The sequence below is a fragment of the Pseudomonas sp. GW821-FHT12A04 genome (assembly GCF_058807755.1).
The window spans coordinates 43,234-67,386 of the sequence record NZ_JBXAQZ010000016.1; the positions used below are offsets into that span (position 1 = coordinate 43,234).

Consider the following 24,153-nt stretch of genomic DNA (forward strand, 5'->3'; position numbering starts at 1 on the left):
GCCCCTACCCTGCTGTCACGCTGCCGCGCTCGATGCGAAACAACGCATCGACCAGGTCGGCAGAATGTGTGTCATCGGATTCGGAGATCAACACGCACAGGCCTTCCTGGCCCAGCTTGGCAATCACCTCGCTTAAACGCCGAGACAAGACCGGCGCTACGCCCTCGAAAGGTTCGTCCAGAATCAACAGTTGATTGCCCGGCATCAGTGCCCGGGCCATGGCCACCAGCTTCTGCTGGCCACCGGACAACTGCATCGCCTTGCGGTCACGGAACTGGGCGATCTCTGGAATCAGGCTGTAGACCCAGTCCAGTCGCTGTTTGCTGTCGACCAGTTTGTTGGCCCACACTGGCAACATGATGTTCTCTTCCACGGTCAGCGACGGAATCAGGCGCCGGTCTTCGGGCAAGTAGCTGATACCCGCTGCGGCGCGGGTAAAGGCCGGCTGCGCGCGCAGGTCCTGCCCGCCAAAAAACATCTCGCCGTGGTCCGTGGGCAACAAACCCATGATGGCGCGGATCAAGGTGGTCTTACCCGCGCCGTTGTGGCCGATTAGACCGACCATTTCCCCGGGACCGATGGACAGCGATACGTCATTGAGGATCGGTATGCCTTCAATCGATACATTGAGATTGCGAATTTCCAGGCTCATTTCACGGCACTCCTTTGTGCCTTGTCGTGGGCCTTGGCGCCGCCAGTGACAAACTCCTGCACCTGCGCATTGGCCAAGACTTTTTCCGGGGCTCCGTCGGCCAGGACTTCACCGCTGTAGAACGCGAGAATGCGCGAGACATAGCGGCGTACCACGTCCATGTCATGCTCGACGAACAGCACGGTTACTTGATGCTCGGCAACGACGCGCATCACGGTGTCCATCAGCGCGGTTTTCTCTTCGGCGCTAACGCCGCTGGTGGGTTCGTCGAGCAGCAACATCTGCGGATCACCAATCAAGGCCATGGCAATGTCGATAAGTTTGCGCACCCCTTGCGGCACCGCGGTGACCAGAGTGTCACGCCACTGCGGTATGCCGAACTCGACAAGAATGGCGTCGGCACGGGCAATCCGTGAGGCGCTGCGCATAGGCACCAGCAGCGCTGGAAACGGGCTTTCGGCCGCCGCCACCGCAATCAGCAGGTTGTCTAGCACGCTCAATTGCGCAAACAGTTGGGCGACCTGGAACGAGCGGGCCATGCCCGAGCGGGTAATCGCTCGAGGTGTGCGACCAATGATCGACTGGTTATTGAACAGGATCTCGCCCCGACTCGGCTTCAAGTAACCTGTGACCATATTGATGAAAGTGGTCTTGCCGGCGCCATTGGAGCCGATCACACCGACCACTTCCCCTTTGTTGATCCGCACATTGACGTCCTTGGCTGCAGTGACTGCGCCGAACTCCTTGCACAGACCTTGGGTTTCGAGAATGCAGGTCATGCTTTAGCCCTCCTAGCGTTACCGGTAAACAGGCTCCACAAGCCCTTGGGCAGGAACACGATGATCGCCAGTAAGGTGAAGCCCAGAATCATCTGCCAGCTATGGGGCACCAGTTCGATGGCGTAAGTGCGCACCACGGCAAACACGATGGCGGCGATAAAGGGTGCCGCCACGTGGGCGGTGCCGCCGAGTAAGGCGATGAACACGAACTCACCGGAGGTGATCCAGTAGGCCATTTCCGGGTCGATATGCCCGGCGGACAAGGCCATGAAACCACCGCCCAATGCCGAAACGGCCGCGGCGGCTACGTAGTTCATGTAAAGCACCCAGCGTGGGGACTGCCCGAGGTATTCGACACGCACTTCGTTTTCACGAATTGCTTCACACATCATCCCGGCATTGCTGCGGCTGTAGCGATGCAGCAACACCGCCAGCACCGTCGAACTGGCAACGATGATCATGAACAAAACCAGCGGTCCCTGCCCGGCGGCCGGCGACCAGCCAAACAGGGTCCAGGCCTTGACGTTGAAGCCGTCAGTACTGCCCAGGGCCGAGCTTTTCACCAGCACGCCATAGAGGATCATCGAGAACGCCAACGACAGCATGGCGAAGAAAATCTCCCGATAGCGGGTCATCAGCAGCCCTAGAACCATCGCCAATAAAACCGCGACGCCAACGCCGATCATTAGCAACACGGCTAGGTCGGTGATGTTTAGGAAATGTCCACTCATGCCCACGGCATAACCACCAACGCAGAAGAACAAGCCCTGGCCAAAGGTCACCAGACCGGCGCGCATCTGCATCACCACGCCTTGCACTACCATGGCCTTGGCCAACGCCATGGTCAGCAAAAACACCAGCCATTGCGGAGCAATCCAGCTACCGGCGGCCAGCAACGCTGCAACCGCCAGCAGAATCAGTTCGGTTTTATCCATACGCATCAAATTTTCCTCGCAAGCACGCGGCCGAACAGGCCTTGCGGACGTACCGCCAGAACCAGCGCCATGACGCCGTAAATCACAAAGAGTTCGAACTCCGGCGCATAGTGCACCGCCGCCGCACGGCTCAGCCCTACTAGCAAGGCGCCTACCGCCGCGCCTTCGATACTGCCCATGCCACCGATCACCACCACGGCGAAGGCCAGGACGATGATTTCCACGCCGATGCCCGGCGCTACGGAAATAGCCGGAGCGGTCAAGGCACCGGCCAAGGTGCCGAGCATGGTGCCCAACACAAAGACCAGGGTGAACATGCGCTTGACGTTGACACCCATGGCCATAGCCACTTCACGATCGTGGATCACAGCCCGCAGGACCTTGCCCTGGTTGGTGCGTTCCAGCCACAGGTACAAGCCCAGTCCAAGCACCAGCGACACGCCTACCAGCATCAGGTCGTAATTGGATACCTTCAGCCCGGCCAAGGCGCTACGGCCCATTTCGGCGTAGGGTTGATAGGCAAAATAGGGGTTCACGCCCCAGATCATTTTCATGGTGTCTTCCAACACCAGCAGCAGCGCGTAGGTGATGATCACCATCAGCACTTCGTCTCGGCCGTACATAAACTTGAGCAGCCCACGCTCGATAATCAGGCCAACGATCAGCCCGGCCACCACGGCACAGCCAAGCATCAGTAGGTAACCGGCCCAGACCGGGCCGATACCGTTATTGAAATACCAGCCCACCAGCGAAGCTGCGGTGTAGGCGCCAATGGCATAAAAACTGCCATGGGCCATGTTCAGGATCCGCATGACCCCGTAGATCACCGTCAACCCTGCCGCGACCAAAAACAGCCACGAGGCATAGATGGTGCCGTCAATCAGCACCGCGAAAAGACTCATCATAGAGGTCCTACCTTGGCATAAAGGTGGCGACGCCGGACGGGCCGCCACTTCGGAACAATCAAGCGAGGTTGATCAGTTGCACTGGGCACCGGGGAAGCCAGCCTTGATCCATTCCAGGGCGGCAGTGCCGTCTGGTGGCGTCACGCATTCGCCGGAGAAGGCGATGACGTTTTGCACGGCGCCTTTCTTGCTCGCCTTGTCGTACTGGTACTCGCCATAGGAAATGCCCTGCACCGCCTGATGCCCTCCGGCGCGGGCCATTTGCACCGTGCCGGACACTGACTCGAAGGTCGCGCCCTTGAAGGCCTTGGCGATTTCCTGCGGCGCGGGGATCTTGCCCGGTTCAACCTTGGCGTTCTCCGCTGCGTGCTTGAGGCCGAGAATGGCTTGGGCCATTTTACTCGCCGGGTAAGTCGGCGCGGTGTTGTACGCGGTTTGGTACTTGTCCTTGAACCAGCGATTGAGTTCGTTATCCGGCGCGAACGCACCAAACGGGCCACGGCCACCTATGACCATGCCGTTGGGAGCCTGGTCCTTGTAGCGGTCCAGGGCGGACTCGCCGCAGGTCAGGACCGCGGTGGCGTCTTCCAACAAACCACGGGCATTGGCTTGCAACACCAGCGCTTCCATGTCGCCGCCCCAGAAGCTGGAGTGGATGATGTCCGGGCGCTTGACCGACAGAGCGGAAATCTCGGCGCCGTATTGGCCCTGGAAGACCTTAGGCATCTGCGACTCGACCACCTTGGCCTTGGGCATCAACTGCTCCATGGAGTGGGTGAAGTCTTTCCAGCTGTCTTGTCCAAAGGCGTAGTTCTGCTGGATGCCGGCAACTTTCTGCGCGTCGGGGCGGGTCTTGGTCAGGTAACGGGCGGCGCCGATATTGTCCACGGCCGCATCAAGGCCGGTGCGGAACACAAACTGCGGTGTCTTGTCTTCATTGAACAGCTGAGAAGTGCCGCAATCGTAAAACACGGTCATGGCCCCCAGCTCTTCGGCCACAGGCGCAATGGCCAGGCAGTCACCGGAGGAAATGTAGCCCACCACTGCATCGACCTTCTGGCGCTGCACCAGGTTACGGAACTCTTCGACCTGTTTAGCCGCGCCGCCCGCTTCGTCGATGATCACCACCTCGATTTCGGCACCGTTGATACCAATGGTGTTGTAAGGCGCCGGGAGCTTGCCTTGGTTTAGCCCTTCCACCAGCACTTTGGCGGCGTTCGCGGACGGCTCACCGAACGGCCCGGCTGCTGGGCCCGATAGGAAAGTCACCACGCCGATACGAAACTTACCGTTCTCGGCAGCCATGGCCGAGGAGCCCATGGACAGGGCAACGCCAGCGGTAATAGCGAGGGTCAAACGGTGCTTCAGTATGTTTTTCTTATAATTGTTCATCTGTGCTTCCACTTTCGATTGATGAATTGACTAGGGACTCTCGGGACGACTCTTTTTCGAGTTAGGGCTTTCAGCGTTCATTCGACGCTTGATGGTTGCGCTGTTCTGCTGCAGTTCCTGGGCGGAATACACCACCCAATTACCCAGCATCACCTTGGCGGGCGGGTAATCGTTGTTGAGCACCGGAATGCCAATTGCCTGGGTCTGCTGGATCTGATGAGTTTGCGGATCGATCCTTGAGACGAACCCGGGCGGATCCTCTGGCAAGGCAATTTCCAAGCCTTCCAAGGCACGTATCAACTCCTGGGAGTCGACGCTGCCCAGCGCTTTTTCATAGGCTTTGGCTAACACCATGACACCGGTGTAGGCACCTTCGGCGGCGTAGGTCGGGTAGCGACCGTTGATGGCCTGGAAGCGCTCGACAAAGGAACGATTGCGCGGCGTATCCGGCCAGTTGTTATGGTGCCGTGCCGAGAGGATCAGCCCCGGCAGAGCCTGGTCGCCCAAGGACACCAGGAAATCGTAGTTACCACCGGTGTCGAAGTTGGCCAGGCGCGAGGTGGCGAACAACCGGGTGCTGGCTGCCTGTTTGACGAAGGCCTGGAAGTCACCGCCCCACAGGGCCGAGACAATGATGTCGGGTTTAGCTTGTTCCAGAGCGGCGATATAGGCGGAGTAGTCAGGCTCATACAGGCGTGGCCAGAGTTCGGTGACGTCCTCGAACTTGACACCCAGTTGGGCAAAGGCTTCGTGCAAGTCATCGCGGGACACGTGGCCGTATTCGTAATCCGGGCCTATGAACGCCAGGCGTTTCCATCCGGTTTGTTGTTGCAGGGCTTGCAGGTAGCGGGCACCGGCGGCCATCGAGGTCCAAGTGTCATTGGTGACGCGGAAATAGTACGGGTGGCCGTTTTCCAGGGTCATGCGCGAGGACGCATGGTCGGTGCCGATCATCAGTACTTTCTCGCGCTTGGCCAACTGACTGACCGCCAGCCCCACGCCGGACGAGACCATACCGCACAGCACTTGCACACCGTCCTGGTGGATGAAGTTTTTCGCCAGGCCTACGCCATAGGAAGCCTTGGACTGATCGTCATCGATGATCACGCGCAGACGTGGCACTTGCTGGCCGGCCTCGCGCTGAGCCTGCAACTCGCCTAGGGCAATCTGGATCCCGGCAATGCTGTCCTGGCCGTAGATCGCTGCGCGCTCGGTCATCGGGTACAGGCAGCCCATCGTCAGGTCCGCCTGAGAGGCGGCCGCGCCCAACTCCACGCGGCCGACCTGAGCCGAGGCAACAACGCTCAGCAAAAGACTGCAGACTGTGAGCGAGCAATAAAACCATGGACGTGGCAGAGACATAAGTATCCTTTAGGGCGTTGGCAACGCCTCTTGTTAGTTAGCCAGAGGGATAGAGCAAAGGGTGTGCCAGAAAGGCTGAGAAGCTTGTAGCCGTTGCCGAGGCAAGTGGCTACGATCGGGACGCAAGCGGCCGCCAGCCTGGAAATGCAGTCTGCCAGGCATACCTGGGCGCCCGGGGTGAGCGCGCTTGAAATTGATCGCAGCCACTTGCCTCGGCAGGGCTACTGAGATTTGCGACGATTGTATTGAGCGCTTGGCGCTCAACCTGCGCGCATTGTTGAGCGGTTACCGCTCGGTCGAGCGATCCAGTCCCAGGCGATGCAGACGGCGCTTAAGCGCGTGCCGGGAAATCCCCAACAGGCTTGCTGCCAGGCCCTTATGGCCCGATGCGCGGCTCAGAGCATCGGTGACCAGATCACGCTCGGCGAGCTCGAGCTGCTCGCCCAGTACCAGTGGCTCGATCTGCAGGCCTTGCAACGCTGGCGGCAACATCGCCACGCTGATCGCCTGCCCCGGTGACAGTATGGTCAAGCGCTCTACCAGGTTTTTAAGCTCGCGCACATTCCCCGGCCAGCGGTGACGGACCAATGCCTGGGCGCTGTCCGGCAGGAAGCGGATCGGTTCGACCCCTTCCTCCACAGCCTGGCGCCGAGCGAAATGCTGGGCCAGCAACAGCACGTCTTCACCGCGCTCGCGCAGTGAAGGAATATCCAGTGTGATCACGTTCAGGCGATAGAACAGGTCCTCACGAAAGCGTCCCGATTGCACGTCATCGGCCAGATCCCGATTGGTCGCCGCCACCACCCGCACATCCGCGCTACTCGCGGCACTGGCGCCCACGGCTCGGTAGCTGCCGTTCTCAAGAAAATGCAGGAGCTTGGCTTGAAGCGCCAGCGGCAATTCGCCAATCTCATCGAGAAACAGCGTGCCGCCATCGGCCTGACTGACCAGCCCGGCACGCTTTTGGTGAGCGCCGGTATACGCGCCTTTTTCCGAACCAAACAACTCTGCCTCGATCAACTGCTCCGGCAATGCCGCACAGTTGACCTCGATAAACGGTTGCCCACCTCGCCCGCTATGGTTGTGCAGGGCTTGGGCGACCAAAGTCTTCCCCGTGCCGGATTCTCCAAGCAACAAAATCCGTGTCGCGGAACTACGGGCAATGCGCCCCACCGCTGCGTGCAAGGTGCTCATCGCCGGGCTATGGCCAAGCAGGCCAGCGGCCAGTTCATCACTCACCGCCACTGCGGGTTCTTCGCATCTGGCCAATGACAAGGTGCTGGTGATGGTCGCCAGCAGGTCGTCGAGTTCAAAAGGTTTTGTAAGGTAGTCAGTGGCGCCGCTTTTCACTGCCTGTACGGCGGCGCGGGTATCACCGTGAGCGGAAATCATGATCACCGGCAGTTGTGCGTGAAGCTGGCGTATACCGTCCAACGTGGCCAGGCCATCGATGCCCGGTAAGCCGAGGTCGAGCAGCACGATATCGATGCCGGTGGTCTCCCCCGCCAACAGCTCCAGCGCTGCCTCACCACTGCCGGCCGTGCTGATGCGCATTCCTTCACCGCGCAGGGCGTAGCTGAGGGAACGCACCAGCGCTTCTTCGTCATCTACTATCAAAACGTGAATGTCAGTCATCGGTGGTTTACTTCGCCTCGTTCCCTGGGGGCGCGGGGAAGTCCAGGATCACCTGAGTCCCTACGCCAAGCGTACTGATAATGTCCATGCGCGCACCGTTGGCTTCCAGCAGTTGTTGACTGATGCTCAGCCCCAGCCCGGTACCCCGCGCCTTGGAGGTAAAAAACGGTTGGCGGATGCGCTGCAAGTCCGCCTCGGAGATACCGCAGCCCTGGTCAATGACCATGACCCGCACCTGCCCGCCCCATACTTGGGCGCACAGGCGCACGGGACTCTGGTTGTCGCAGGCCTGGAAGGCATTCAAACAAAGGTTGACCAGGATCTGCCGGATCTGGTCCGGGTCGACGTAAAGCTGCAAGCCTGGTTCTGTTTCGCACAGCAATTGCGGGTCGTCCGGCCCTGCCAGCTGGACGATCTGCTCGAACAACGGCGCCACGGCAACCACCTCGGGTTGAGCCGGGTGAGGCCTCCCATATTCCAACAGATCGCTGGTGACATGGGATAAGCGGTCGATTTCCTTGCCCAGGTCGGTCAGCAAGTGGCGTCGCTCTGGTTCTTCTTCTCGGCGCAGCAAGGCTTGCACTGTAGTTTTCATGGTTGTTAGGGGATTGCGCACCTCATGGGCCACGCCCGTGGCAAAGGCCCCCAGTACCGCGAGATTTTCTGTCCGCACAGTGTTTTCCAACATGTCCGCCAAGCGCGCGGCCATTACATTGAACGCCCGCGCTACATGGTTGATTTCGTCGTCACGGGGCTGTTCAGCCAGGCGATAACTGAGGTCGCCCATGGACAACTGATGAGCGCCCTGTAACAAGGTGCTGACCCGCGAGCGCAACTGTCGCGACAGAGTAAAAAACACTATGAGGATAAACACGATAAAACCAGCAGCTATCCAGTACAACCACCAGCGTGCATCGTTCAACGGCTTAAGGATGGCCCCAGGCTGCACTCTGAACACCAGTTGCCAACCGGGAATTATCTGGGGGCCGTCACGCCACTGATTCGGCGCCTCGACCGCGCGCCCGGTGGGGTCGATAAAGGCACCGCCTGGCACCCGCAGCAACGGCGCAACCACCCCGCTCATCCCGGCACTGACGAGCAACTCGGTGAGTGATGCAAGGCGCAGGTGCAAGGCGATGCGCACACGGTGATCGGTGCGACCATTGCGGATGGTCTTGCGGATCAAGAAGCCACCCGAGCGCCCGGGTTCAGCCAGCAATGGCCCGATCACTTCGATATCACCTACCCACTGGATCGGCAGTCCGGCGATAGACCAATGAGTGTTGGTCCAATAGGGCTCACCAGAGGCGGCTTGCCCCGGCAGCACGTTGACCAAATGATCCTGTTCATCGAAAAACAGCACGCCATACAGGAACGGAAAATCCGCTTCGATCTTGAGCAAAGACTCCACGTCACTGCCGGGCGCGGACTGATCGGCAATAAACCCCGGCATGTTCGGGTGATTGGACAATGCCGAGACCTGGTAAAAGCGATCATCGAGAAATGAAGACAAGCGGTTCGCCGTGGACAAGGCCTGGGCGTCCAGACGTTCACCAGTCAAGCGATTGAGCAAATCTTTGGCCAATTGCTCATAGAGCACTGCCAGCATAATGAGGGCGATGCTCATCACAAAGACGGACAGTAAGGTATAGCGTGCCACCAGGCTGCCGTGCGGCCGGGCGAGCCACTTGCGCAGCAAGCAGAAGTAAGCAGTACGGTTCATGGCTTTTTTGATTGTTTTTATAAAGTCGCTGCCAGCTTAGAGACGACAGCTTGTATCTGTCTATTCGTCTCGGTGGAAGTACGACTGCGAATTGTCGGAGATACCCTCCTCCCCGCATATTCTGCGACACACTTGACGCTAACAGCTTCACGATCGCAGAAACCCGACCACCATCGCTAACCTGGAAGGTATCGCTCGCATGGCGAAGGCAAGGCGAACTTTCTTTCGTGGGGCGTGGCTGGAGTTAGCCCGTGGCTCCTCCCACAAATGGATGAGTGTTGATCACAGATGACGTGATCAATACAAAACCTGTGGGAGGAAGCTCACCGCAATAGTGTCAGATAGAGCGACTCAGGCCTGTCAGTCAGCCATAGCCTCTTCTGCTACCTTCTTAGTAGTCTTGGGCGACTCAGCACCTTTGGCCGGCTTGGTATCCGCCGCCTTCAGATCCTTGGCAAATGTCCCATCCACCTCGCCTTTGAAGAAGTTTTTGCCGTAGATCAGCAAACACAACACAACGCCAATCCCGAATGCCCAGCTCGCACCCTTGATCGCCAGTACCGCGCCGATCACGCCCGCGATACCCAAGTCGCGCTGGCTACGAGCTTCAAGGATGCCCAGACGCACACTCACATAACCCTGGATCAGCAACGTCAGCGACAGGGCAACACCGAGAATCGGCTGTACCAGAGTCACTACCGGCAACAACAGCAGACCGGTGTTGGTCCCCCAACGGAACGACCCGACACCGCCGATGATCGATTTCATCGCCTTCGGCCCACCTTTAAAACGCTCGATCACCACCACCAGCATCGCCGCCCATTTTGGGCCGCACATGGCGACATCCGGGCCAAAGATACTCATGAACGCATTACGCGCGCCGAAGATCAGGTGAGAGCGATCGGCGTTGTAGTCGACGACTTCATCAGTGCGGACAGTTTCTGCCTCATCGAGGAGCGATTTCGCACTAAGCACATCGCCGAAGACAATGATGTACACCGCCAGCATGGTCGGCAGCGCGGAGATGAACATAGACAGTGGCGGCATGCCCAGACCGAACACGGTGTAGTTGCTCCACAGCCCGGCGAAATCCGGTTTGCTGATGCCCCACTGAATGGTTGGCCAAGGCGCCTCACCGAACAGCGGCGCAATCACCACCGCCAACAGAATGATCGGCAAGATCCCCAGTTTGGCGAAGTTCCACCAGAAGCGGTTACGCTGCTTCAGTTCGTTGAAGTGCTGAGAGAAGATCAGATAGAAGGCGATGCCGACCGCAATGGAAATCGTCCAGGGCAGCACATTGAATTTACCGCCAACCTGGAACACCGCGATCACCGCACTCAAGCCGGCACCGACGATAATCCCGGATTTGATCGCCGAGGGCACATACTCCACAACCTTCTTCGCCATCCCGGTCGCCCCTAGGGCAATTGAGAAAATCCCCAGCATCAACTGGAAGGCAATCAAGGCGTGGACACGCTCCGGGCCCACTGGAAATTGAGCACAGTAAGCCATCAACAGTGGTACCGCCGGGGTGATCCAGCCAGGTATGGTCGGGTCACCGAGCAAATGGTGCACGAGGTAAAGCAAGCCGTTGAGCATCACGACGGCCAGTGCGACCTCAAATGGCATGCCGAGCAGTTCGGTCATCAGCGGAATGGCGGCCAGATCCACGGCACACATCAGCAAGCCTTGAAGGTAGTCCGGAAGCTCGATTTTGTAGTGAACAAACGGCAACCGAACCTTGAAAGGACCCAGCGGGATGTACGGGCTTTCGCTCCGTTGCGCAGTAGTGTTGGACATTGAGTGCACCTGTTTTATTGGTCTTGTAATGGCAGACGCCCGAACCGGCAGGCTGGGGCGTCGCGGCTTTTCGGGATCAGTAGGCTGCGCGGTAGATTTTCTCAATATCAGTGGCGGTCAACTTGCGCGGGTTGTTGCGCATCAAGCGGTCGATCTTACTGGCCTCTTCGGCCATCGCCGGGATGGCATCCTCAGGCACGTTGAAACTGCGCATACCAGTTGGGATATCCACAGCGGCACATAGATCCGCCATGGCTTTGACAGCCTGATCCGCCGCATCCTTGTCGTTCAGGTCGGCGACACGCACGCCCATGGCTTCGGCAATGTCACGGAAGCGCTCGACGCAGGCCATCTTGTTCCACTCCATCACGTACGGCAGCAGCAAGGCATTGCTGACACCATGGGCGATGTTGAACCGGCCGCCCAATGGATACGCCAGAGCATGCACTGCGCCTACCCCTGCGTTGCCAAAGGCCATGCCGGCCATCAGGCTGGCGGTGGCCATGTCTTCCCGGGCTTGGAGGTTGGACGGATTGGCATAAGTCTTGGGCAGCGCCTTGGCGATCAGCTTGATCGCACCCAGCGCAATGGCATCAGTGATGGGCGAAGCATTCACCGAAAGATAAGACTCGACCGCATGCACCAGCGCGTCGACACCGCTGGCCGCCGTCACACTGCGTGGACAAGTCAGGGTCATGATCGGGCTGACCAATGCTACGTCAGGCAGCAGGTAGTCGCTGACAATGCCTTTCTTCAGCTTCGCTTGCTTGTCAGAAAAGATTGCCACGTTGGTCACTTCCGAACCGGTGCCAGCGGTAGTCGGAATGGCAATCAGCACGGGGCCTTTGCGTTTCACCAGATCGACACCGAACAGTTCAGCCAGTGGACCTTCATATTCGGCAAACACCGCGACGCCTTTGGCGATGTCAATTGCGCTGCCGCCACCCACAGCAATCAACCCGTCGTGGCCGCCCTCGCGATAAATGCGGGTACAGTCCTCAACGATGGCAATTTCAGGTTCCGGTTTGACCTGATCGAAAATGCCGTAACAGCGCCCCCCCAACTGTGCCAGCGCCAAGCCCACAGTGCCGGACTGGACCAGAACGGCGTCTGTCACGATCAGCGGGTTTTTGACATTGAGGCGATTCAGTTCAGTGGCAAGCTGCTCGATAGCAGCCGGTCCAGTGATCAGTTTGTTGGCGATTTTGAAAGCAGAGATGTTCATAGTGCTCGTCCAGTGGATGTTGTTTTATTGGAAGACGTGCCATATGAGATAGCGAAAGACGTGCCAATACCCGCAAAGCCCTGTGGCGTGGGCCTTTGCGCGATTCACACGAAAAAAGAGGTTTTTTTACCGGTCAGTCCCGATTAGTTTTCTGATCGATTAATTCGGGGCTGATTAAAATCCTAATCAGAATGTTCCCAGCGTTTCATTTTCTGCACCACAGTCGCCTGACTCACGCCCAACGCCTTGGCCGCCAGGCGCGTGGTCTTGTGCACACGCAGCGCGGCACGAATCGCACTGCGCTCGGCGTTTTCCAACACCTTGCGCAGCGGTAAGCGGCTGTCATCGGTATTCAGCGGGTTGAGGTTGAGGATCTCCTCAGGCATGTCCAGCGCCTCAATAGTCCCGGTTTGATTGGTCACCACCAACCGTTCGACGATGTTGATCAACTCACGGATGTTGCCAGGCCAGGTGTAGTCGCACATCAGGTCGAGGGTTTCGAGACTCCATTGAACCTGGCGTTCATAACGGACATTGAATCTATCGAGGTAGTAATTTAGAAGCGGCAGAATCTCCTCACGACGCTCGCGCAGTGCTGGAATGTTGATCGGCACCACGTTGAGCCGGTAATACAGATCAGCCCGAAAACGACCGTCTGCCACCAGACGCTTGAGGTCGTGGTGGGTGGCACTAATGATGCGCACATCGACCTCCTTCAACTCCAGGCCGCCGACAGGAATGAAGCGATTTTCTTCGATAACCTTGAGTAACTTGACCTGCACCGGCAGTGGCAAATCACCAATTTCGTCGAGAAACAATGTTCCGTGATGCGCCAATTCCAACAGGCCGCGCTTGCCTTTGGGGCCTGCGCCTGTGAACGCTCCAGGCGCATAACCAAACAGCTCGGCTTCAATCAGATTCTCGGGCAGTGCACCGCAGTTGAGCGCGAGAAATGGTTCACTGGCCCGTGGACTGGCGTTGTGGATGAATTGCGCTACAAGGGTCTTTCCGACGCCGGTTTCTCCCTGAAGCAGAACCTTCACCGAGCTACTGGCAACCTGCCGGGCCAGCGAGAAGACGCGGCCTGAAACCTCCTGATCGGCCATAAGCGGAGAACGCAAAAGATTGTCTCGTTGGCCAGCATGAAGTTTGGCGGTGCTGTTGCGCAGTTGTTTAAGCTGTTGCAACTCATCGCGCTCGTGTTTCATGCGCAGCAGTTCGGTCATGTCGCGTACGGTACTGACAACATATGAAATCCGGTTATCAGCGTCGAGAATCGGCGTGGCGCTGACTAGCAATTTCTTGCCCTGACTCAGGCTCTGCATCACCGACACCGGCCGACCTTCATGCAATACACGCAGTGTGGCCGATTGCGAGAGGACGCCCTCCTTCACCAGCTCCTGCATGGATCGGCCGATGAGATCAGCACCACTGAGCCCGGTCTGGCGCTCATAGGCTTGATTGACCTTCAGCGTCTTGCCGTCGCCATCAGTGATGTAGACGCCGTCATGCAAAGCGTTGAGCAGTTCTTCGAAACTGGCGTCGTTGACGTTCACCGGGGAGATTCCTTCGAGAGTGCGGAGCCGTTAAGTGTAAACGTTGTGTTGAGGGATGGAGAGTGACGGGAAGACAAGAGAGCAATTGAAGCCTTGAAGTGGTCCCATGCAGCCAAGGGCATGGGGCCTAATCCAATAGAAGCGTGTGACGCCGGCGTTGACTCAAGGGCTGGCTGGAACAGGTCACCGTCCGACAAGTGAAAAGAGTCATCACTTACCTCCCCTCTCACGAACTGCTCCCACACCTCCCCGCCCACCTGGAAGAAACAGCAAAGACACTAACTTCAGAACAACCCGCACGAGCAGTTAGCTTGCTACAACAAGCAAAACGCTCAATGCAACAAGCCATTTGCCAACTGGCACCTGTGCATTGAAGGTGTAGCATTGAGCGAATAACACGAAACCAACTTCCCCTGCAAAAAAGCATTCAAAGGATGAAATAATGAAAACAACATTTTCTCACTTTGCCGCAGTAGGTTTCATTGCACTTGGCACTCAGGCTGTCGCTGCACCGCTGCTACAGGAGTACAACTTCAAGCAGGACGTAAATGCAACAATATCCCAAACAAACGCCTGGTTAGAGATCAATAAATCTGCTTTCAAGCAAAATATAGAATTCGTAAAAAGCAGATTATCGAAAGGCAGTAGCTTGTGCGCCGTGATGAAAGCAGATGCTTATGGCCACGGCATCGCATTATTGATTCCGACGATCATGGAAGCGGGCATTAATTGCATCGGCATTGCGAGTAATGAAGAAGCGCGAATTGCCAGAAAAGAGGGCTACACAGGAAAAATAATTCGCGTTCGGCAAGCCACGGAGGGAGAAATCGTCAGCGCATTGCCTTATGACATTGAAGAGCTTATCGGCAATGCACAGGTAGCCCAAGCCATCAGCACGCTGGCAGAACACAATGGCAAGCCCATCAAAATTCATCTCGTTACCAATGCGGGCGCCATGAGTAGGAATGGCTTGGAGCTTGCCACCGAGCAGGGCAAAAAAGACGTGCTAGAAATCACCTCAATGAAGGGACTGAAGGTCACCGGGATCATGACGCACTTCGCCGTCGAGGATAAGGCCTTCGTCATGGAGGCCTATGACAAGTTCATGTCGGAGCAGGACTGGATCATCAAGACAGCACACTTGAACCGTGACGAAATTACCGTTCATTGTGCCAACTCGTTCGCAACGCTTGACGTCCCGGCAACCCACTTGGACATGGTGCGCGTGGGCGGAGCACTTTACGGCGATTTGATCGGCCGCGCCGAGCTGAAACGCGTCATGTCACTTAAAAGTAAGGTTGCTGCGGTCAACACCTATCCTGCCGGAAACACAGTGGGTTATGACCGCACCCTCACACTGACTCGAGACTCCAGGCTCGCCAACATCCCAGTAGGTTACTCAGATGGCTACCGCCGAGTGTTTACCAACAAGTCTTTTGTCGTTATCAATGGCGTGAAAGTGCCCACGGTCGGAAAAATCTCGATGAACACAGTTATGGTAGATGTGACCGACATAAAAAACGTCAAGCCCGGCGATACCGTAACGCTCTATGGCAAACAAGGCGATGCCGAGATTACACAAGCTGAATTGGAAGACATCAATAACGGTGCACTGCTCGCCGATGTTTACACCATGTGGGGCACCTCAAACATTCGAATACTGGTCGACTAAAGCAAGAGGCCCATAGCATGTGATGAAAAGCCACCTCATCAGGGTGGCTTTTCATTGCGCAGTTGCACTGATCCGCCAGTTGGCCAAAAACCGCACCAGAGTTCAGTTGGCAACGGAGCTTCGGCCTGGGCAGCGGTCATGGTTTTTTCAGGACGTCTGTTCCGTCTTTCAGCTGGCGGCATTTTTATCCGATGCACGCTGCGGCGTTAGGGCATAAGCACCATCGCCACACAGCGCGATAGCAATCAGCACCGCCGTCCAGAATGCCGGGTACTCCCAGCCCCCGCCGGTACTGCTGAACAGCCAGCCATTACCCGAGTGCGCCCAGGTGGCACCCAATAAAACAGGAATGGCCGCCAAGGCCGCATAGCGAGTTTTAAAGCCCAGCACCAGCATTGCACCCGTGGTGACCTCAACTCCGAGAACCAGCCACGCCAACACAGCCGGCAAGCCAATCGACTCAAAAAAACTTGAAGTACCTGACATTGTAAAAACGAAAACCTTTAAATACAGAGAGTGCGCAAGCAACGCAATACCAGCTGTCAGGCGAAGCAATAAAACACCATAGGAGATACCTTTAAAATCGTCCATACAACTTCCAAAATAACACTGACAGCGCACGTTGCGCTGCCTTCCGAATATATTGTTGCGAGTAATCAGCAACCCTACAATCTGCAATTTAACTATTACGGACTGCATATATGCACACTTGGGACTGGGACGATCTGCGCCTGATACTTGCCGTTGCCGAACACAAGTCTTTTGCCGCCGCCGGACGCGCACTTCATCTTAATCACACCACCGTGCTGAGGCGTATCAATGCCTTCGAAAAACTTCATGCATTTCGACTATTTGATCGCCTCTCGACCGGCTACACAATGACTGACGCCGGAGAAGAATTACTGCAGACAGCACAAATCATGAATATCGCCGTCAGCGAACTGTCCCGCAAACTCGAAGGCAAGGATCTGCGATTGGAGGGCATACTCCGCATTACCACCTGCGATACTTTAATGGCATCCATTTTACCGGAGGCACTTGGAGGATTCAGTGAACTCCATCCCGAGATATCACTTGAAGTCACCACCGGCAATTTCATCAGCGATCTGGCCCAACGGCATGCAGATGTAGCAATACGAACCAGTGACAGTCCTCCCGACGCATTGATCGGTAGGCGTATCGCCGATGTCGGGTTTGCCGTTTACGCTGCCAGGGGATTTTCTCAGCGTCATGGGAGCGTTGATCCAGCGCACTTCAATCGATGGCTTGCCCCGGATCTCGCACTTGGTCAAATGGATATTGCAAAATGGCTGCGTGCCAGCGTTCCTGCAACGTCCATTGTTTTCAAGGCCGACTCTTTGGTCACCCTTAGGCAAGCAGCGCTGGGAGGCTTGGGAATAGCCGCACTTCCCTGCTATTTGGGAGATTCAACCCCCGGGCTAGAGCGGGTCCCGTTCGTAGGACTCAACGCCCTCAAAACGGGACTGTGGGTCCTCACCCATCAGGACCTGAGACATACCGCTCGGGTGCAAGCCTTCACCCGCTTTTTGAATGAAGCACTTCAACGTTCCTGGCCTGGACCGACAACCACATGACCGTTGAGCAGAGTGACGTATTTCAGATGGAACGTAACCTTGCGTACCGTTCAATTGCGATTTTTTCCGGACAGTTACTTTCTTTATTCATGGGGGGCTTGCCGGGGAGGCAATCCCTGGTTTTCACCAGTGCCGCGATCATTGCGCTGGTGACTGTGCTGCTCCTGTCTCTCACTCACAAATGCTACTGGATCGGGTAAGTACTGCACCTGATCTCAACCAGCTCAAACCAGAAATTGTTCAACTAACCGAACCCAGTAACTAGCCCCCGTCCCCAGGCAGTCATCGTTGAAGTCGTACCCAGGGTTATGCACCATGCACCCCCCTTCCCCATCACCATTACCGATAAAGAGATAGCTGCCAGGACAATGCTCAAGCATCACTGCAAAATCTTCACTGGCAGCAATAGGTGCCATGTCTTGAATCACCCCCTCTTCACCCAACCAATCAACAGCGACCTGTCGGGCAAACGCAGTAAGCTGAGGATCATTGATCAAGGGTGGCAATGATTCTTCCCTATCAACCTCCACACTGACACTGGCACCGAAGCTAAGCGCTTGAGCTTGGGCAACCTGGACAATCCGCTTGAGAAGGTCGGCACGAACGTTAGGCTTCAAGGCGCGCACACATAGTTGGAGTACTGCATGCCCCGGAATGACATTGGGCGCCTCACCAGAATGAAAGGAGCCCACAGTGATCACCGCCGTCTCCAGAGGATCCGTATTGCGCGACACAATACTCTGCAGTGCCATGACAATTGCCCCTCCAGTAAGTATGGGGTCAATGGCTTTATGTGGCATTCCGCCATGCCCGCCCGTACCATCAATTCGAATTTCAACCGTATCGGTGGAGGCCATGAACGGTCCGGCCCGAAAACCCAACTTCCCTACTGGCAACCCAGGCATGTTGTGCATACCGAACAACGCATTACAGGGAAATCGCTCCAGGAGACCATCATCCAGCATTTTCTGCGCGCCCCCATCGCTTTCTTCGGCGGGCTGAAAGATGACCACCAGCGTACCGTCGAACTGCCGGCTGTTGGCTAGGTGCTGCGCGGCAGCCAGCAGCATTGCAGTATGGCCGTCATGACCACAGGCATGCATGGCGCCTGGATGCTGGCTCGCATAAGGCAATCCGGTCTGCTCCTGAATCGGCAGTGCATCCATATCTGCCCGAATACCAATGACCTTACTTCCACAACCTTGCTGAAAACGCCCTACAACACCAGTCCCCCCAAAACCACGATGCACCTCAAACCCCCACGACTCGAGCTTGGCAGCAACCAGATCTGAGGTTTTGAACTCCTTAAGGCTGAGCTCCGGATAAGCATGAAGCTGACGGCGCAACTCAATCATTTCAGCTTCAATGGCACGGATACCCGGCAGCATGGGTCGAACGGTCATGGACTTCACCTGTTTCATGTAAGGGAGGCTCGCCTGCAAAGTGCGAGGATATAAAGCTCATCAACGTTAAGTGCTGCAAACTCTGCTCAATCACTGGCAGGCAGCTGTATTGTCTAGCGAGTCGTGAAACGCATCATGACGCGCCCACCTCGAGCGAGTTTGTAGCGCACAATGGCAAATACCTGAGCCGTCGCTGGTTGATCTGGGAGGTACGTTTCGCGCCTGCTATACACGGCCAAGAATGTTTCTTGTAGCAAGTCCTCGATATCACTTGGTTGACACTGAAGTCTATTACGCAGAAATTCACGCGCATGAACACTTAGCTCCGACAAAAACGTGAGATAGGCTTTTCGTTTCCGCCCAGGCCTGCGAGGAACGATGCTTGTAGGTGAATCACCCGATTGAGAAAGGCAGCATTATGTGTAGTTCGTTCCATCGTTAACCCGGGTCACGTAAAGGTCGGATATTGTTGATCGAGTGATTGAATTTTAATGCCTCGAAGTAGTTCGATTTGCTCATAGCTTTTTGAGTTGGCCTCGTTTAAGGCAAGGAGATACATCCGAAACGCGATGCGATTCAGTTTGCTCAATGGGCCCTCAGTATCAAGAACTCGGGGTTCCCACTGAGCAGGAAAAACTATTAATAATCAACAGCGTTCGATGTATTCAACTTAAGTACGGAAGCTATCCACCAGATGTTTGAGTCGGCTGGCTTGTTGCTCAAGGTCATCACAGGCGAGCAAGGTGGCCTGGAGATTCTCCACGCCTTCTTGGTTGAGGGATTTGATCTCGGTGATGTCCATATTCAACGAGTCGATTACAGCGGTCTGCTCTTCAGTAGCAGTGGCTACAGACTGATTTATGCCATCAATTTCGCCAATACGCTGAGTAACGCTCCCTAGTCGCTCGCCAGCCTGGTTGGCGATAACCACACCTTCATGGCTATAGCGCTCGCTTTCGCTCATGGTGCAAACCGCCTCACGAGCGCCGACCTGAAGCTCCTCAATCATCGTATGAATTTCTTGTGCCGATATCTGAGTGCGGTAGGCAAGACTGCGTACTTCATCCGCCACCACAGCGAAACCGCGACCTGCCTCGCCCGCCCGCGCAGCCTCGATAGCGGCGTTGAGCGCTAGTAGGTTGGTCTGTTCGGAAATGCCCTTGATCACTTCAAGGATCCGACCAATGCTCACCGTCTTACCATTAAGCGTCTCTATGTTGCTGCAGGATGCACGAATTTTTCCTGACAACTCGTTCATGGCGTTGATCGTCTGAGCTACCACTTGCCGGCCACCCTCAGCCTGAAGGCGTGCATCTGACGCCTGAAGTGAGGCATCACCGGCATTACACGCGATTTCCTGAGCGGCTGCACCCAGCTCGTTGATCGCTGCTGCAATGCTGTTGGTGCGATTGGCCTGTTCGTCGGAATTTGCTATGGATGAGCTGGAGGCAAACATCACTCGCTTTGCCACTTCGTTGACTTGTTCGGTCGCTGATGAGACTTCGCGTATTGAATGTTGGATTCGCTCCACGAAAAGGTTGAAGTCGCTGGCCAATTCTCCAAACTCATCTTGAGAATGCACGGCCAAACGTCGGGTCAGGTCCCCCTCCCCCTGGGCTATATCGCGCATGGCTTTGCCCATTAACCTCAGAGGTTGCATCAGTACGCGGATTAGCATGCCCAGTAGAAGCAACGTGATTAGCACGGCAATCAGAGTGGCGAAAATAGCTGAAGCACGGAAATCGCCTAACGCCTGGTAGGCTTTTTTCTTGTCGATGGACAAACCGATATACCAGTTGACCGAGGGCAGCCCCTTGATCGGCGAGAACATCAGAATATAAGGAACACCCGCCTGCTCAGTCTCACTGAAATGGGTGCTGATAGCGGGTGTGTCTTGCGGATAGATATCGATAAGATTTTTCATCTCCAAGTCTTTATCCGGGTGAGCAAGTATCTTGCCGTCGGCACTGACCAGGAAGGCATAACCGATGCCGCCCAGATCGAGCGAACTGACAATTTTCGCCAGGGTATCCAAAGTCAGGTCACCACCGACCACACCGAGAGGTTGGTTTCCATGGTGAACCGGAGTAGCGATGGTCATCATCAACTGGCCAGTGGATGCATCCAGGTACGGCTCAGTCAAAGTCGTACCACCAGCTGCCATCGCATCCTTGTACCAAGGCCGGGTACGCGGGTCATAATCGGCGGGCAATTCGTCTTTTGGTCGCATCGCAAAGCTGCCGTCGATACCCCCAAGATAGGTGAAGTTAAACGTTGAAAGCAGCGTCTTCTGTTCCAGCAGGCGCACCACACTGTCCGGCGTATTGTCGTTGGCAACAGTCTGAGCGACGGTGTCTATCAGCAAAACACGTCCAGACAGCCAAGCTTGGACATTGCTTGCAGCAATTTTGCTCATCCCCTCAAGGTGGCTTTCGAGGTTTGTATGTATAGCGTCACGCTGAAAATAATCGTTGTACAGTGTGAATAATGAGAATGCTGCAATGACTACGAGCGATGCGGCGAGCAGAACTTTGTGGCTGAACCTTAAGTGGACAGTCATTGGAAATTTACCCGAGATTAAAAATTTCTGTTTTTATTATTTAACTCCAACCGCAGGCCTTTAAGACCTGCGCCAGTTCATCTCATGCGTAGCCCGTATCTTTTACACTACACCGCTAGTCGTGGTGTGTGGACGAATGTTTAACAACAGCCAATTCAGGGTAGGCAACCAGTTTGTCGATACACAGCTCCTCATTCTCCAACCAAACTTCCGTAAGCGCACGATAGTGCTTCATATCTGTACAGTGCATACGCAGGCTGTAGTCGAACGGACCACTGATAAGATGGCATTCCAAGACCTGAGAACAGCTATCTACACATGCTTCGAAGGCTTTTTGTGCAGTGCGCCGATTCTGGCTCGATATAGCGACCAATACCTGTAGTGACAATCCCGGTGAGACCTTTTGCACATCGATGAACGCACCATAACCGCGAATCACCCCTAGCCTCTCCAACTTGCGTACGCGTTCCTGGCAAGGGCTTGCGGTCAGGTGCACAAGTGTTGCTAGTTTCTGGTACGTGATGCGCCCGTCATGGCGTAATACGTCAATGATAGCCTCATCAATACGCCCCAATGTTCGTGAAAAATCGGGATTTTTTTCCTTCCTTTTCATTGTTAACTCTATTCACTTCAGTCCATTAGACAGAAATTGTTGAAGGCGCTCGCTGCGCGGGTTATCCAGAATCTCTGCCCCACCCTGCTCCTCGACTCGGCCTTGATGCAGAAACAGTAACTGGCTCGACACCTTGCGGGCAAAGCTCATTTCGTGGGTCACCATGATCATGGTCCGGCCTTCTTCGGCCAGGCCCTGAATCACCTTTAGTACTTCGCCCACCAGTTCAGGATCCAGCGCCGACGTCGGTTCGTCGAACAGCAGAACTTCCGGCTCCATCGCTAATGCTCGTGCAATCGCCACTCGCTGTTGCTGACCGCCAGAGAGAAATGCTGGAAACTGCTCCGCAACGCGCGCTGGCAGCCCCACCTTGTCCAGATAACGTCGGGCACGATCTTCGGCATCTTTTTTGCTGACACCCAGCACCCGGCGCGGGGCCATCGTGATGTTTTCCAGAACGGTCATGTGGCCCCACAGATTGAAGTGCTGGAAGACCATGGCTAGACGGGTGCGCAGCCTTTGCAACTCAGCGGCATCGGCCACCTGCATGCCATGATGGTTTTTGACCATGCGAATCTGCTTGCCGTCCAGGCTCATGGCTCCGTCATTGGGTGTTTCGAGAAAGTTGATGCAGCGCAGGAAGGTACTTTTGCCTGACCCACTGGCGCCGATCAAACTGATCACATCACCAGTTTTGGCTTTCAGAGATACGCCCTTGAGTACTTCGTGGTTACCGTAACTCTTGTGCAGTTCTTCAACAGTCAATTTGTACATGTGCGCAATCATCCTCTAAGGGAAAATGTGGCGTCGCTGTGCAGCTGTGACAGCCGGCGACAAAGCCCGAGGCCTAATGAGCGGCCATATGGAGTACCAAGCCCTAATGAGCCGGACCAAGGAAAGCCAACCAACGGCGCTCGGCGATGCGGAATAGTCCGACAAGCGCGAAGGTAACCACCAAGTAAATCAGCGCAGTAATACCGAACGAATGAAAGGTCAGAAAGGTCGCCGAGTTGGCGTCGCGAGCAACTTTCAGAATGTCCGGGACAGTTGCAGTGAAGGCCACGGTGGTCGAATGCAGCATCAGAATTACTTCGTTGCTGTAGTACGGCAACGAGCGACGTAGCGCCGATGGCATGATCACGTAGGCATTGAGCTTCCAACCTGTCAGGCCATAGGCCTTCGCAGCTTCGACTTCGCCATGGGCCATGTTGCGAATTGCTCCGGCGAAAATCTCCGTGGTGTAAGCGCAGGTGTTCAGCGCAAACGCAAGGATGGTGCAGTTCATCGCGTCGCGAAAAAATGCATCGAGCACCGGTTGTGCACGAACTGCAGCCAGGCTGTAGATCCCGGTGTAGCAAATCAGCAACTGGATATAGAGCGGCGTTCCCCGAAACAGGTAGGTGTAGAACTGTACGGGCCAGCGTAGGTAACACTTGGATGAAACCCGGGCAATGGATAACGGGACCGACACCAAAAATCCGATGAAGATTGAGGCACTGAGCAACCACAAAGTCATGGCTAGCCCCGTGATCTGGTGGCCGTCGCTATAGAGAAAAGGCTTCCAGTAATCCTGCAAGAGTTCGATCATCGTACAGCCTCCCGGGAACCTGCCGCATAACGCCGTTCCAACCAACGCAAGACATAGTTTGAAGTACTGGTAATCACCAAATAAATAAGCGCTGCCAAGACCAGAAAATAGAACAATTGATAGGTGCTTTTACCAGCGTCCTGGGCTGCCTTTACCAAGTCAGCAAGGCCTATGATCGACACCAGTGCAGTGGCTTTGAGGATGACCATCCAGTTATTACCAATACCCGGTAAAGCAAAACGCATCATTTGCGGGAAGACCACAAAGCGAAAGCGCTGAGTGCGACTTAAGCCATAGGCGGTGGCCGCTTCCACCTGTCCACGGGGCACGGCTAGCATCGCCCCGCGAAAAGTCTCAGTGAAATAGGCCCCGTAGATAAACCCCAGCGTGATGATCCCGGCAACAAACGGATTGATCTCTATGTATTCCCAATCCAGTGCCTGCGTGATCCCGGTCAACCAGGTTTGCAGGCTGTAAAAGATCAGTAGCATCAGCACTAGGTCCGGCACCCCGCGAATCAGGGTAGTGTAGAGCTGTGCTGGGATTCGCAGGAGTTTGACACTGGAAAGTTTGGCACTGGCCCCGATAAGACCAAGCAGCACGCTCAACAGCAGCGAGAGTATTGACAACTTGACGGTCATCCAGGCGCCCTCCAGCAACAGAGGACCGAACCCTTTCATGCTGTATGTGGAGAGCCCGAGGGCCTGCAACAGTATTTCGAACATAATTCAGGAACCTATCGCGATAATAAAGCG

21 protein-coding genes and 1 pseudogene are annotated in these 24,153 nt (G+C 55.9%); 2 read left to right on the forward strand and 20 right to left on the reverse strand.

Annotation, left to right across the window (positions count from 1 at the left end; genetic code table 11):
• Positions 1-4: 4 nt before the first annotated feature.
• From AC1RS8_RS23565 to AC1RS8_RS23615, 11 genes are all read right to left on the reverse strand, one after another.
• A complete protein-coding gene (locus AC1RS8_RS23565; protein ID WP_458372944.1) occupies positions 5-652 on the reverse strand; it encodes an ATP-binding cassette domain-containing protein in 648 nt (215 codons plus the stop codon).
• Positions 649-1,431, reverse strand: a complete 783-nt coding sequence (locus tag AC1RS8_RS23570) for an ABC transporter ATP-binding protein (RefSeq protein ID WP_223531571.1) — start codon at positions 1,429-1,431, stop codon at positions 649-651. The genes AC1RS8_RS23565 and AC1RS8_RS23570 overlap by 4 nt, the downstream gene beginning before the upstream one ends.
• Positions 1,428-2,372: a branched-chain amino acid ABC transporter permease gene (locus tag AC1RS8_RS23575; protein ID WP_458372945.1), complete on the reverse strand. Its 945-nt coding sequence runs from the start codon at positions 2,370-2,372 to the stop codon at positions 1,428-1,430. The genes AC1RS8_RS23570 and AC1RS8_RS23575 overlap by 4 nt, the downstream gene beginning before the upstream one ends.
• Positions 2,372-3,271, reverse strand: coding sequence for a branched-chain amino acid ABC transporter permease (locus AC1RS8_RS23580; RefSeq protein ID WP_223531573.1), 900 nt, complete (start codon positions 3,269-3,271; stop codon positions 2,372-2,374). The genes AC1RS8_RS23575 and AC1RS8_RS23580 overlap by 1 nt, the downstream gene beginning before the upstream one ends.
• 72 nt (positions 3,272-3,343) lie before the next feature.
• On the reverse strand, positions 3,344-4,663 hold the full coding sequence (locus AC1RS8_RS23585) for an ABC transporter substrate-binding protein (RefSeq protein ID WP_458372946.1): 1,320 nt from the start codon (positions 4,661-4,663) through the stop codon (positions 3,344-3,346).
• A 30-nt stretch (positions 4,664-4,693) separates the two neighbouring features.
• Positions 4,694-6,025 (reverse strand): ABC transporter substrate-binding protein, encoded by a 1,332-nt coding sequence (locus AC1RS8_RS23590; RefSeq protein WP_458372947.1) that lies wholly within the window; start codon positions 6,023-6,025, stop codon positions 4,694-4,696.
• Positions 6,026-6,310: 285 nt separating this feature from the next.
• The gene (locus AC1RS8_RS23595) at positions 6,311-7,660 is read right to left on the reverse strand and encodes a sigma-54-dependent transcriptional regulator (RefSeq protein WP_458372948.1); all 1,350 of its coding nucleotides are present in this window, start codon (positions 7,658-7,660) and stop codon (positions 6,311-6,313) included.
• A gap of 7 nt (positions 7,661-7,667) precedes the next feature.
• A complete protein-coding gene (locus tag AC1RS8_RS23600; protein ID WP_458372949.1) occupies positions 7,668-9,383 on the reverse strand; it encodes a sensor histidine kinase in 1,716 nt (571 codons plus the stop codon).
• 360 nt (positions 9,384-9,743) lie between these two features.
• Positions 9,744-11,186, reverse strand: coding sequence for a hypothetical protein (locus AC1RS8_RS23605; protein WP_223531884.1), 1,443 nt, complete (start codon positions 11,184-11,186; stop codon positions 9,744-9,746).
• A gap of 76 nt (positions 11,187-11,262) precedes the next feature.
• Entirely contained in the window at positions 11,263-12,411 is a 1,149-nt protein-coding gene (locus tag AC1RS8_RS23610; RefSeq protein ID WP_223531882.1) for an iron-containing alcohol dehydrogenase, read from the reverse strand.
• A gap of 182 nt (positions 12,412-12,593) precedes the next feature.
• The gene (locus tag AC1RS8_RS23615; RefSeq protein WP_218497851.1) at positions 12,594-13,967 is read right to left on the reverse strand and encodes a sigma-54 interaction domain-containing protein; all 1,374 of its coding nucleotides are present in this window, start codon (positions 13,965-13,967) and stop codon (positions 12,594-12,596) included.
• Positions 13,968-14,409: 442 nt separating this feature from the next.
• On the opposite strand from AC1RS8_RS23615, the gene alr reads away from it, so the two are divergent.
• Positions 14,410-15,639 (forward strand): alanine racemase, encoded by a 1,230-nt coding sequence (alr, locus tag AC1RS8_RS23620; protein WP_223531880.1) that lies wholly within the window; start codon positions 14,410-14,412, stop codon positions 15,637-15,639.
• Positions 15,640-15,807: 168 nt separating this feature from the next.
• On the opposite strand, the gene AC1RS8_RS23625 is transcribed toward alr, so the two are convergent.
• The gene (locus AC1RS8_RS23625; protein WP_458372950.1) at positions 15,808-16,230 is read right to left on the reverse strand and encodes a DoxX family protein; all 423 of its coding nucleotides are present in this window, start codon (positions 16,228-16,230) and stop codon (positions 15,808-15,810) included.
• A gap of 110 nt (positions 16,231-16,340) precedes the next feature.
• On the opposite strand from AC1RS8_RS23625, the gene AC1RS8_RS23630 reads away from it, so the two are divergent.
• Complete coding sequence (locus AC1RS8_RS23630; RefSeq protein ID WP_218497849.1) at positions 16,341-17,234, forward strand: LysR family transcriptional regulator; 894 nt, start codon at positions 16,341-16,343, stop codon at positions 17,232-17,234.
• A gap of 224 nt (positions 17,235-17,458) precedes the next feature.
• Here AC1RS8_RS23630 and AC1RS8_RS23635 read toward each other — a convergent pair whose 3' ends face one another.
• The 8 genes and pseudogenes from AC1RS8_RS23635 to AC1RS8_RS23670 form a co-directional block, all read right to left on the reverse strand.
• Positions 17,459-18,637, reverse strand: a complete 1,179-nt coding sequence (locus AC1RS8_RS23635; RefSeq protein ID WP_218497848.1) for a M20 aminoacylase family protein — start codon at positions 18,635-18,637, stop codon at positions 17,459-17,461.
• A 113-nt stretch (positions 18,638-18,750) separates the two neighbouring features.
• Complete coding sequence (locus AC1RS8_RS23640) at positions 18,751-18,969, reverse strand: sigma factor (RefSeq protein WP_218497847.1); 219 nt, start codon at positions 18,967-18,969, stop codon at positions 18,751-18,753.
• 338 nt (positions 18,970-19,307) lie between these two features.
• Positions 19,308-20,093: a methyl-accepting chemotaxis protein gene (locus AC1RS8_RS23645; RefSeq protein WP_411740885.1), complete on the reverse strand. Its 786-nt coding sequence runs from the start codon at positions 20,091-20,093 to the stop codon at positions 19,308-19,310.
• 72 nt (positions 20,094-20,165) lie between these two features.
• Positions 20,166-21,197, reverse strand: a pseudogene (locus AC1RS8_RS23650) (HAMP domain-containing protein); the annotation flags it as partial.
• Positions 21,198-21,312: 115 nt separating this feature from the next.
• Positions 21,313-21,810: an Lrp/AsnC family transcriptional regulator gene (locus AC1RS8_RS23655; protein WP_458372951.1), complete on the reverse strand. Its 498-nt coding sequence runs from the start codon at positions 21,808-21,810 to the stop codon at positions 21,313-21,315.
• Between the two features lie 12 nt (positions 21,811-21,822).
• Positions 21,823-22,584: an ABC transporter ATP-binding protein gene (locus AC1RS8_RS23660; RefSeq protein ID WP_024777150.1), complete on the reverse strand. Its 762-nt coding sequence runs from the start codon at positions 22,582-22,584 to the stop codon at positions 21,823-21,825.
• Between the two features lie 103 nt (positions 22,585-22,687).
• A complete protein-coding gene (locus AC1RS8_RS23665) occupies positions 22,688-23,398 on the reverse strand; it encodes an ABC transporter permease (RefSeq protein WP_458372952.1) in 711 nt (236 codons plus the stop codon).
• On the reverse strand, positions 23,395-24,123 hold the full coding sequence (locus tag AC1RS8_RS23670) for an ABC transporter permease (protein ID WP_064676932.1): 729 nt from the start codon (positions 24,121-24,123) through the stop codon (positions 23,395-23,397). The genes AC1RS8_RS23665 and AC1RS8_RS23670 overlap by 4 nt, the downstream gene beginning before the upstream one ends.
• Positions 24,124-24,153: the final 30 nt, after the last annotated feature.

Coding starts and splice junctions, on each gene's coding strand:
- AC1RS8_RS23585 (WP_458372946.1), bottom strand. CDS start 4,663: ATGAACAATTATAAGAAAAACATACTGAAGCACCGTTTGACCCTCGCT.
- AC1RS8_RS23670 (WP_064676932.1), bottom strand. CDS start 24,123: ATGTTCGAAATACTGTTGCAGGCCCTCGGGCTCTCCACATACAGCATG.
- AC1RS8_RS23625 (WP_458372950.1), bottom strand. CDS start 16,230: ATGGACGATTTTAAAGGTATCTCCTATGGTGTTTTATTGCTTCGCCTG.
- AC1RS8_RS23635 (WP_218497848.1), bottom strand. CDS start 18,637: ATGACCGTTCGACCCATGCTGCCGGGTATCCGTGCCATTGAAGCTGAA.
- AC1RS8_RS23645 (WP_411740885.1), bottom strand. CDS start 20,093: ATGTTTGCCTCCAGCTCATCCATAGCAAATTCCGACGAACAGGCCAAT.
- AC1RS8_RS23610 (WP_223531882.1), bottom strand. CDS start 12,411: ATGAACATCTCTGCTTTCAAAATCGCCAACAAACTGATCACTGGACCG.
- AC1RS8_RS23595 (WP_458372948.1), bottom strand. CDS start 7,660: ATGACTGACATTCACGTTTTGATAGTAGATGACGAAGAAGCGCTGGTG.
- AC1RS8_RS23665 (WP_458372952.1), bottom strand. CDS start 23,398: ATGATCGAACTCTTGCAGGATTACTGGAAGCCTTTTCTCTATAGCGAC.
- AC1RS8_RS23570 (WP_223531571.1), bottom strand. CDS start 1,431: ATGACCTGCATTCTCGAAACCCAAGGTCTGTGCAAGGAGTTCGGCGCA.
- AC1RS8_RS23590 (WP_458372947.1), bottom strand. CDS start 6,025: ATGTCTCTGCCACGTCCATGGTTTTATTGCTCGCTCACAGTCTGCAGT.
- AC1RS8_RS23605 (WP_223531884.1), bottom strand. CDS start 11,186: ATGTCCAACACTACTGCGCAACGGAGCGAAAGCCCGTACATCCCGCTG.
- AC1RS8_RS23565 (WP_458372944.1), bottom strand. CDS start 652: ATGAGCCTGGAAATTCGCAATCTCAATGTATCGATTGAAGGCATACCG.
- AC1RS8_RS23575 (WP_458372945.1), bottom strand. CDS start 2,372: ATGCGTATGGATAAAACCGAACTGATTCTGCTGGCGGTTGCAGCGTTG.
- alr (WP_223531880.1), top strand. CDS start 14,410: ATGAAAACAACATTTTCTCACTTTGCCGCAGTAGGTTTCATTGCACTT.
- AC1RS8_RS23660 (WP_024777150.1), bottom strand. CDS start 22,584: ATGTACAAATTGACTGTTGAAGAACTGCACAAGAGTTACGGTAACCAC.
- AC1RS8_RS23600 (WP_458372949.1), bottom strand. CDS start 9,383: ATGAACCGTACTGCTTACTTCTGCTTGCTGCGCAAGTGGCTCGCCCGG.
- AC1RS8_RS23630 (WP_218497849.1), top strand. CDS start 16,341: ATGCACACTTGGGACTGGGACGATCTGCGCCTGATACTTGCCGTTGCC.
- AC1RS8_RS23580 (WP_223531573.1), bottom strand. CDS start 3,271: ATGATGAGTCTTTTCGCGGTGCTGATTGACGGCACCATCTATGCCTCG.
- AC1RS8_RS23655 (WP_458372951.1), bottom strand. CDS start 21,810: ATGAAAAGGAAGGAAAAAAATCCCGATTTTTCACGAACATTGGGGCGT.